The following is a 9,494-nucleotide window of genomic DNA, read 5'->3' on the forward strand; positions in this document are numbered from 1 at the left end:
GCGCAGGACCAGCCGCAAACGGAAACACCGCCGACGGACACTCCGGCGGATGCCACTCCCGCCGATGCGGAACAAGCAGCCCTGACACAGACGCTGGAACAGCCGGTATCGCTGGAATTCGAGAACATTCACGTCATTGAGATATTGGAGTTCATCGCGAATTCCTATGAAGTGAATCCTGTAGTGGACTGGCGGGTGGTCGCGCCGCCCAAACGCCCGCCGGCGCGCGTCTACGCAACCGACGGGATAGTGCCGTATCTCAACCTTTCGAACGTGTCGCTGCGCGTGGCGCTCGAGGCTCTGCTGCGCCCGCTGGGGCTGACATTCCGCGAGGAGCACGGCGTTGTCTGGATAAGCACCGAAGAGCAAATGCGGAAAGACTCGGCATTCGCCGGCGCGGCGCCCGCGGCGTCCGCGCAACCGGCGAAGGGACTCGAAGTGCTGGAATCGCCCGTGTCGCTCGAATTCGAAAACATTCACCTGCAAGAAATCGCGGAATTCATTTCGGATTCGTACGACCTCAATCTCGTCATCGATAGCCGCGCCGTGCCGCCGCCGGGCAGGGCGTCGGACAATCCACCCGCCGGGTCGCGCGGCTACGTTACGGACGGCATCGTGCCGTACGTGCATCTCAGTGACCTTCGCCTTAAGTACTGCCTTGAATTCCTGCTGCGTCCGCTCAATCTGGTCTGGATTCCCGCGGAAGGGTATGTCTGGATTACGTCCCTGGTCGAGCCACCGGAAATCCCGGCTGATGCCGCGAACGCCTCGGATGCCGCCCTGGCCGCCCCGGTCGGCGAAACGGACTCGGGCCTTGCGCTGCTGCGGGTTCGCACGTTGCCTGACGGGACGGAGCGCGCGCAGATCCGGACCCCCGGCGGTGGCGTCCGCTGGTACAGTGAAGGAGAGGTGTTCGAGGCGTATACGCTGCTTGAGATACGCGGCGAAGACGGCAGCGCGCGCCTGCGCGTGGATGGCAACGGCAGCGAGATCGCGCTGCACAGCGAGTTGGACGGGCGTCCGGCGGAGACTGCGGCGTCCGGTCCGCGCCTGCAGTTCCGCTGGGAGGCGCGCGAAGGGGGTAATGAACCTTTCGACGAGGTGGGGTGCATTCCGCGCGACGGCAAACAGGAGCCGGCCCTGAAACTCGAACGGGCCGTGCTTGTGAATGAGACTGATATCCGTTCCGTGACGATGCGCGAGAGCAAGCAAGCCGGCTTGTACGATGTGTTGATTACGCTCTCGGATGAAGCAGCCGCTCGGTTCGGCGATGCCACTGCCGCGAACGTGGGCCGGCGGCTGGCCATCGTCTACGACGGCCAGATTCTGAACGCGCCCGTAGTGCGGGATCGGATTGGCATGGAAGGCGTGATCTCGGGCCTGCAGCGGCCATGGGCCGAGGGCGTAGTCGAAGCGATACAGCATGCGTTGGGAGTGGAAGGCACCGCCGCGAGGCCCGCGGAAAACACGGTCGATGCCGCGGTGTTCGTGCAGACGGCCGATGTGGAAACCGCCGCGCCGCAATTCTCCCTTGAGGCCAGGTTCATTCATATTCCCGAAACGAACATCGAGTCTCTCCTGGCGATGTTGGAGCGCATTATGGAACCCGTGGTTTCGCCGCGTGATGTCATCGTCTACCGGGTCGCGGAACCGGCTGAAGTCCTGAACCGGATCGAGGGGTTGCCGGACTGTGAACTTGTTTCCGCGCCGCGAGTGTCCTTTCGCCCGTTGAACGAGCGCACGAAACTGGTGCTTCGGATGCGGAACCCGCAAGAATCGCAGGATGTCCAAGACATGATTCGAGGCTACAGTCCATCGCTGGAATCCTTCTGGAACGACGGACCGCCGTCCGCCATGGTTGCCGACCTTGCAACCGAGTATTTTCGAGAGAGCAGTAGTGCGCAGCCGCAACAGATTCACTACGGGGTCGTTCTTGCCGTCCGGGCGGCTGCAACAGATACGCCCGAAATACTTGATCTCGACCTTTACCTCAACAACACCCGACTGCATCATCGGTCGCGAGGACTCGCATTCTGGAGATTGAAGCCGGCGCCGGAAGTGCTCGAACACCCCGTTCGCGTACGTGCCCGACTTCGCGCGGACGAATCCATCGGCATCATGAGCAGGAGCAGCACGACGGGCCTGAAACAACTTGTTCTGTTGACCCTTACGGCGGTCGAGGGAGAGGGGTCCGCGTTCCACGAGGCAATGCCGACGTGACGGAACTGTCGCTTGAGAACCGCCCTGGGGCCCGGCTTGCCTGTTTGCTGCACGTCCTCTCAAAGTGCGCCACTTCAGATACGTGGTTACGCGTGCGCAAGCTCTTGTCCGATGTAGCTCTCGCGAAGATGAGGGCTTGTGCTTTGTCCCTGCCCGACCGGCAGTTGTGATGTCCTGGTGGAAATCCTGTTGACAACGCCCTTGCGAACGGGTAGGATTCCCTTAGTTACCGGAGCGGGACTAGCTCAGTTGGCAGAGCGCCAGCTTCCCAAGCTGGATGTCGCGAGTTCGAACCTCGTGTCCCGCTCCAATTGTTTTTCATTGCCTGCCGTTGCCGCGTGATGAATACCCTTGTCTTTATTGCCGATTCTTACAGCCTGTTTAGACGCGCTATACAACCCCATATCTGATATGCTTTTGCCGGACGTCGCCTGTTCTTGACGGGAAGAGACGGGAGTTGGTGCAAGGGTTGGTGCAAGAGACACGGACGCGGATTCGGCTGTCGCGGCGGCGCGTTCCCGTGCGACGAGAGGGGGGATGGCCGCGACCGCAGTTCCCAGGTCTCCCAGGTCGAGGTGCGTGTACAGGTTCGCGGTGAGCTTCGGGTCCGAATGCCGCATGGCAAACTGTGCCAGCTGCTGCGGCACGCCGGACTTGGCAAGCAATGTCCCGAAGGTATGCCGCAGGCTGTGGACGTCAACCACGCGGCCTCGTTCGTCCACCTTGATGATTTTCGCGGCCTGCAAGTCAAGCGTGAAGATCCGCGTCATGGCCGGGGGCAGTTCAAAAAGCAGGGGATCTTGTGCTGTCGCACCAAAGGCGACGACGTTAGCAGAGGACGGGCGCAGGTTAGCGCGCCCAATTCTGCTTGCGATGTAGGCCGAGAGTTCGGCGGCCAGGTCCTGTTGCAGGGCAACCCTTGCGCCGCGGCGCGCTTTCTCGTGAGCCGCCTCCAGTTCGATGTACGGAGGCTGATGGTCGAGCCGCACCTGCGAGAGGCGGATGCTGCGCAGTTCACCGAGTCGCAGGCCGGTCAACGCCATGGTCTTGTAAGCAAGCGCGCGGGTCTGCCCGAGTTCGACGAGTCTTTCCCGGACCTCGGGCCGTATGTTGGCTGCGCACGTGCCGCGTCGGCTGCCGCGACGAATCTTCAGGGCCTCTTCCAGTGGACGCCTCCGCGCGGCCTCGAAAAGCCGGAGCAGTTCGTCAACGCTGAACGCCCGTCTCTGTCGGCGCACATCGGTGCGTTCATTGGCCGCAGATACATGCTTGAACGGGTTTGCCGTAATGCGTTTTGTCATGACAAGCCAGTTGGCGAAGGCGTTCAGCGCTGCACGGTACGTGTTCCTGGTGCGCGGCCCCATCCCCTCACGCGCGCACACGCCAAGCCATTTTTCGAGAGGCTCACCGCTCAGGTCACGCAAGCGGTTGAATCCACACTCTCTCGCTACGCGTGTCAGGGTTCTCCGCCTTTCCACGATATGTTTCCTGCAACAGCCGATGTGTTCAAGGTGCTCGACGTAAGCTGCAATACAGGACTCGGTCTTGGCCTGCGCATTATTTGCCGCGATATTCTCCGCTGCGGTGATCACGCCCGCCCTGACCTTCTCCGCGCGTTTGTCAAGCTCCGCAGCGACCGCCAGGGCCGTCGAGCGGTCTTTGCAGCCGGTTGAAACCACGCAGACAACCCCGGCGGCATCGCGGTACTTCGCTGTGTATGTCGTCGCCTCGACAAGCACACGCTCCGCGCCGTCCTTGCCCGTCGTGACGCGGCCCTCGCGGCGCCTGCCGGCGCGGTCTTTCCAGCGCGCCCATTCGGCACTGCCGCGTTTGAAGCGCTCAGCGCTTTTCGGCGGGGGAATTGTGTATTTCTTCTTGTAGACAGAGCTCATGTCTTCCTATCCTCTTCGTCTTCTTGAGTCACCTTGACGCCCAGGAAGGCCGCGACGCGGTCCGCGGAGTTGAGCACGATGCTCTGGTCTCCGCGTGCAAAGCGCAGCAGGCTCATATACTGCACGCCAGTCTGCCGGCTGATTTCCGCGATGGTGTACTTCTTCCGTGCGATGGCGCGCCGCAGGACGTCGGTGATGTACTCGGGTTTCTGCTTTTTCATGTACAGATGAATATCTTGTTTTCCGGTTTCTGTCAAGTTCTTTTTCAGGCCAACTCGTGCCTGCTCCGGTCTGTTGCAGGCCCCTAAGGCCAGGAATTGCGGTTCATTGCCGGTCCTTCGCTAGAAAGGCACATCGTCTTCCGGGTCCCCGACGTCAACGTATGTGTAGGCGTGTTCACGGCATTCGAAGGGCTTGAACAGCTGGCGGTCCTTGTCAAATAGCAGGAGCGCTTTCCCGACGCGGCCGTTGCGGTTCTTTGCGATGTTTGCCTCCACCACATTGGGTCTCTTCTCGTCCGGGCACAGCAGCAGGACGAGGTCCGCATCCTGCTCGATGGCGCCGGACTCGCGAAGGTGGGAAAGTCTCGGACGCTCGCCGTCTGCCTGCCGGTTGAGCTGGCACAGCGCCAGAACGGGGATGCCGCACTCCTTGGCCGCCGCTTTCAGGGCCCCGGATATCTCGGCCACCTCCGAGGCCCGGCTGTCGCTCCTGGCCGAAGGGCGGACCAGCTGAAGGTAGTCGATGATGGCAAGCGCGACTCCTTGGCGTCGTACGAGCCGCCGCAGTTCGGAGCGGATTTCCGTCGTGTCCAAGGCGGGCGTATCGTCGATGAGCAGGGGCATGCGCTTCCACGCTGCGAGGGCAGGCCGCAGCCTCTCGCCGGCATTGGCCGGCGTGATGCGGCCGTTCTCTATGTCGCGCAGCGTGATGCCCGAGAGCGTGTACAGCATGCGTATCATCAGCTCCTGGCGCGACATTTCCAGGCTGAAGAAGGCGACCGGCTTGCGCAGGGTGTCTGCCACGTGCAGGGCGGCATTGAGGGCCAGAGCCGTCTTGCCCGTGCCGGGACGGCCTGCCACGATGCAGACTTGGCCGGGTTTCAGTCCCGCCGTCAGACGGTCGATGTCCGCGAAGCCCAGCGGCAGGCCGCTGAGACCGCCCGCGTCGAGCATGACCTGGAAGCTGTTGACGGTCTCGTCTATGAGAGTTTCAACGATGACGGCGCCGTTGCGGGCGCCGCGCTCCAGCAACGCCAGAGCCTCACGTTCCAGAATGCCAAGGACTTCCCGAGGGTCGGCGTCGGGCTGGTATGCGTCGCCAGCCGCCCGGGTGGCCAAGGCGAGCGTTTCGCGCAACAGCCAGCGGTTGCGCACCGTGGTTGCATAATATCCCGCGTTGGCCGAGGTGGGCGCGGCTCCCGTCAGTTCTGCAACGGATGACGCCCCTCCGGCGACGTCCAGCTTGCCGTGTTCGCGAAGCCAGGAGACCACGCTCACAGCGTCGGCGGGCTGCCCTTCCTTGTGCAGGCTGTACACAGCATCGTAGACCGCCTGGTGCGCGCGGTCGTGGAAGGCGGCATCACCCCGGCCAAGTATCTCTACGACCGACTCGAGTCCGTCGCCGTCGAGAAGCGCGCAACAAAGTGCCGCACATTCGGCCTCGGGGTCGTGAGGCGGCGTTTTCAGGGACAGGTTACGCGCCATCGGCGTTTTCCTTGTCCAAGAACCCTTCGAGCAACTTGGCCATTGCGGCCTGACCGCGCCGGGCGTCACCGTTGCGGTCCCCGCCATCACCCTTGGGATGACGCTCTTGGGCCGCGCGCCAAGCCTCGAAGATTCGGGTGAATTTGGAGGCGCCGTCCTTGACCTTGCGCAGCGGCGCCAGCGCGTGGACTTGCCGGAGCCAAAAGCAGGCGTCCTCATCTTTCGCCGCGAACAGCCAGCGCAGGCACCCGAGCACCTCTTCTTGCGGATGACCGTCCAGTGTGACCAGAGCCGCCAAGGCCTTGCGCTCGCATAGTCCCGCTGCTGAGCCGGGTTTCGGGAGCTTGACCATCGGATGGGCTTGCAGCAGGGCTTCGCGGATGCCGGGATAGGCCTTCTTCAGCGCTTCCATACCATCGAGAGGGTCCGCCGCGGCAGCGGCGTGATGCTCTTCTTGGCCTACTCTTTCGTTAGGAGGTAGGTGGTTGGTGGTAGGAGGTAGGGGTTGCCTAACAGTAGGGCATACCGTTCCCGATACCGTTCCCGATGCCGTCTCGGGAATGATTTCCCTGACTCTGTCGCGGAACACGGAGTCGAAGGCATCTGAGGAGGCAGACATATTCTGCCTTATATACGAGCGTAAATGACTGACGAGCGCGCAGAGGGATGAGCCCCAACGCAGCCCCTCCAGACCACCCGCCCACCCCCGAATGACATTGCCATTTGCAGCGGGGTCCCATTCGACAAGCTTCGGGAGTCCGATGACCCCCGACCGGCCGTCCAGCATCAGGAACTTCGCCTTCTGTAATTCCGCCAGCACTCGTGTTACACGCTCAAGCGCCCAATTCCACTCTTCCGCCAGCGACACTGCGCGCTCCTCGAGAGCGCCGAATGGCGTTGTTTTGGGATTTATCGTCAAAAGCAACAGCGCCAACTTTGCGTCATCGGTGAGGTGCCTGAATGCGGGGTTAGTGTAGACGCAGACGGGAATTTTTCGGTAGCGACCCATGGTACTAACTCCCAGTAGGACACTTGGGCCGCGAGCAATCAGGGCAGCCCGCGGCAACTATGTTGGCTTCCAGGAACCCCGTCATCTCGGCGATGCATGCGGTATCCGCCAGACGGCCCCGGCCATCCAGTATCCAGCCGCGGCGGTCAGCGTCCTGTGCGGCCGCTACCTCAAGGAGCTTTACGAACAGCCCAAATACGGCGTCTGCGCGCTCCACACCGGCGAGTTTCCGCATTCTCCTGTACGAAGTGCTCCAAGACGGGCCGCTCACCCTTAGCCGGACGTACTCGAGAGGTTTCCGCCGCTGCTCTTCGCCTGCTCGCCAAGGCCGGCCCTTGGAATTCACTTCATAAAGACGCCGCCAGTCACGAATTCTTAACGCCTTCATATCGCAACCCTCCGGGCAAGCTGGCGTTCTTGGGAGATAACCGGCGCAGGTCGGGACACCCTTGGTTAATCCACGCCATGATGGCCTCGCGGGACCATTTCACAGATCCCAGCAGCTTAATCGAGGGTGGCAATACCCCCGTGTCGCGCATGCGCCAGATCGATCGGGTGCTGATGCCGAGCGCTGCGGCGACTTCCTTACAGCTCCACAGTTCAGGGGTGACCAGTACGGGTTTGGTCATGGTCGTTTAACCTCTGCATTCTTGCCAGAACGGTATGTCCAGGACACGCGGAAAGGTTACTCGGTCACATATGGTGTCACTGCTTGTCACCGGGAGGAAGCGGATCGGTCAATAAAACCGCGGGTTTTAGGCAGGGTATGTCACTAAAGTGTCACACGGCCGCGAGAAAGTGACAGGGTACGGGAGTCAATTGATTTCGAGGTCATCATCATAATCTGACCCCCGTCCCGCGCTCCGATGCAGGCGTTCAAGAGCCTCTTTCTGCTTGTCAAGCCAATCGAGCGCTCTGTCCCTCGCAATCGGTCCAGGCGGTAGTTCTCCCCGCTCGATGGCGCGCGTCACTCGTTTGGCGGCCGTGTTGGGACGCACACGCAGCTGAGTCGCAAGCTTCTTCCCCAACTCGGCCCGCGTCACAGGGTCTTTCTCTGCGTCTACAGCATGCTCCATACTGGCTATTGGTGCAGTCTCTGCTCCAGGTCTTGGCAACAAGTCCCGGAGATACCGGTGGATTGGGAACCCCTTGGACCGTACCCATTGCAGGAATTCGGAGGGTTTCACAAGGACGTCACAAGTATCGGGATCAGGAAACCTTTGGAATTTTCCCGCAATCATAGCTTTTCGTGCGAAATCGTATTCGGGAGACGTCGTGACGGCGTAGTCCGTCATGGAAAGGGGGGCGCGTTGCCGGGCACGACAATCCTCGCAATAGGACTGATAGGTTTGGTGGGGAGGACACCTCACTTCTGCGCCCTCGGGAGATTCACGCCAGACGTCGCCGAAGGCAAGACGCACCGCCGTCGGAAGTAATACGAGGTCCCTTTCGTGCATACTGCTCGCCGGCCTCGAATCAGGACTTGGAATGCGCAAGAAGCTGATGCTGCCGTCGCGGTTAGGCCTAAGACATTCAACTGCTGGGGGGCTTGTCATGCGGTCAGGCAATAGGTCTGCGTATTCGTCGTGAATTGGGAACCACATTTTGACGCACCACTCGAGGAAATCTGAGAAACGCACGACGTGGCGGTCCCTACCGGCATTCTCCTTTTCAGCACGTTCTTCAGGACTCATTTGGTTTATTCTTCTCCAATAAGCCTCTATCTCGTCAAATCTGGCCGCGTTGCAGAATTCAAGTGCTTCTGCAGCCTCTCGGGTGGGTTCTGCCGGCAAGATACGTCCCGCTTGGATAAGTGCGTGATTCCAAATACCTTCCACGGGAATCTCAGAAGCCTTCATGTGCGCGGCAGAGTGTGTGAGAGTTGGCCCCTGATTTTGGTGCGCAGACGCATCCTTGAACCATCCTTCTGGAAACCCAAAGGTAAAATCACGTCTTGCCATTTTGCGCACATAGCGCAATGCTTCTTCTTCAGTCCTCGCGTGACTGGAGGCCCGGAATGAGTACATAGTCTGTAACGACACCGGAGCATGGGAAAACACTGTCTCGACACATTCCGAGATTGGCATCCGTTGCGTAAGCAGGGCGTTCCCTGGGTTGGGGCTTTTCGGTCCGATGTTTGGCTCGTCTGACGCGCTTACCTCCTTCTTCTTCCGTCTTGTCATTTCATCGCATCCCTTCAAATATGGTGCCTGATATGCGTGCCGTGGAAGTGAGTTCCGCTGTTTCAGCAAGGTCAGCCGCAGCTTCAACACAGCGTGCGAGAATTGTGGCAGTTTTGTAGGAGGTAAGCAAGTCAATAGGTGCCAACTGGAGGCAAGTACAGGAATTGGGCCGAGGCATATATCCCGGAGTTCACGGGATAAACCAGGGATAAGGCCGTGGTAGAATGCGGGTTGTCTTGTACCCCTGCTTGGACAGGGGCAGGTCATACAATACCGGTTCTCAGTCGCTACTTGAGTCCCACTGCGCCCTCGGATTCACGGGTGGGTCAATCCGGAGAGACACGGATGATCAGCCACCGTTCGGCGGGGGCATGCCTATGAAATTGAACCGGACCAGGGGCTCTTGCTGTTGGGTGTCCGGCTTCAGTCCGAGTAGGTGGACCAGGCGGTCCGCGGCCGCTATCCTGTCGTGCATCTCTATCGT

Annotated in this window: 6 protein-coding genes, 1 tRNA gene and 1 pseudogene; 2 read left to right on the plus strand and 6 right to left on the minus strand. The window is 60.8% G+C overall.

What is annotated here, in order from left to right; translation table 11 throughout:
• Both KA184_14875 and KA184_14880 read left to right on the plus strand, forming a co-directional pair.
• Positions 1 to 2,220 (plus strand): hypothetical protein (locus KA184_14875; protein MBP8130860.1); only part of this gene is annotated, 2,220 nt, incomplete at its 5' end.
• Positions 2,221 to 2,454: 234 nt separating this feature from the next.
• Positions 2,455 to 2,530 (plus strand) — tRNA-Gly (locus KA184_14880).
• A 259-nt stretch (positions 2,531 to 2,789) separates the two neighbouring features.
• On the opposite strand, the pseudogene KA184_14885 reads toward KA184_14880, so the two are convergent.
• The 6 genes and pseudogenes from KA184_14885 to KA184_14910 form a co-directional block, all read right to left on the minus strand.
• Positions 2,790 to 4,112 (minus strand): annotated as a pseudogene (locus KA184_14885) (site-specific integrase).
• Positions 4,109 to 4,333, minus strand: coding sequence for a helix-turn-helix transcriptional regulator (locus tag KA184_14890; protein MBP8130861.1), 225 nt, complete (start codon positions 4,331 to 4,333; stop codon positions 4,109 to 4,111). Before KA184_14890 ends, KA184_14885 begins: the two are co-directional and overlap by 4 nt.
• A 120-nt stretch (positions 4,334 to 4,453) precedes the next feature.
• Positions 4,454 to 5,818 (minus strand): replicative DNA helicase, encoded by a 1,365-nt coding sequence (locus KA184_14895; GenBank protein MBP8130862.1) that lies wholly within the window; start codon positions 5,816 to 5,818, stop codon positions 4,454 to 4,456.
• Positions 5,808 to 6,827 (minus strand): hypothetical protein, encoded by a 1,020-nt coding sequence (locus tag KA184_14900; GenBank protein MBP8130863.1) that lies wholly within the window; start codon positions 6,825 to 6,827, stop codon positions 5,808 to 5,810. Before KA184_14900 ends, KA184_14895 begins: the two co-directional genes overlap by 11 nt.
• A gap of 365 nt (positions 6,828 to 7,192) precedes the next feature.
• Positions 7,193 to 7,456, minus strand: coding sequence for a helix-turn-helix domain-containing protein (locus tag KA184_14905; protein ID MBP8130864.1), 264 nt, complete (start codon positions 7,454 to 7,456; stop codon positions 7,193 to 7,195).
• Positions 7,457 to 7,642: 186 nt separating this feature from the next.
• Positions 7,643 to 9,010 (minus strand): hypothetical protein, encoded by a 1,368-nt coding sequence (locus KA184_14910; protein ID MBP8130865.1) that lies wholly within the window; start codon positions 9,008 to 9,010, stop codon positions 7,643 to 7,645.
• Positions 9,011 to 9,494 lie beyond the last annotated feature (484 nt).

The organism is Candidatus Hydrogenedentota bacterium (genome assembly GCA_018005585.1).
Lineage (GTDB): Bacteria > Hydrogenedentota > Hydrogenedentia > Hydrogenedentales > JAGMZX01 > JAGMZX01.

What these genes read in the sequence shown, in the direction of transcription:
- KA184_14890 (MBP8130861.1), bottom strand. Translation starts at nt 4,333, where the DNA reads ATGAAAAAGCAGAAACCCGAGTACATCACCGACGTCCTGCGGCGCGCC.
- KA184_14905 (MBP8130864.1), bottom strand. Translation starts at nt 7,456, where the DNA reads ATGACCAAACCCGTACTGGTCACCCCTGAACTGTGGAGCTGTAAGGAA.
- KA184_14900 (MBP8130863.1), bottom strand. Translation starts at nt 6,827, where the DNA reads ATGGGTCGCTACCGAAAAATTCCCGTCTGCGTCTACACTAACCCCGCA.
- KA184_14910 (MBP8130865.1), bottom strand. Translation starts at nt 9,010, where the DNA reads ATGACAAGACGGAAGAAGAAGGAGGTAAGCGCGTCAGACGAGCCAAAC.
- KA184_14895 (MBP8130862.1), bottom strand. Translation starts at nt 5,818, where the DNA reads ATGGCGCGTAACCTGTCCCTGAAAACGCCGCCTCACGACCCCGAGGCC.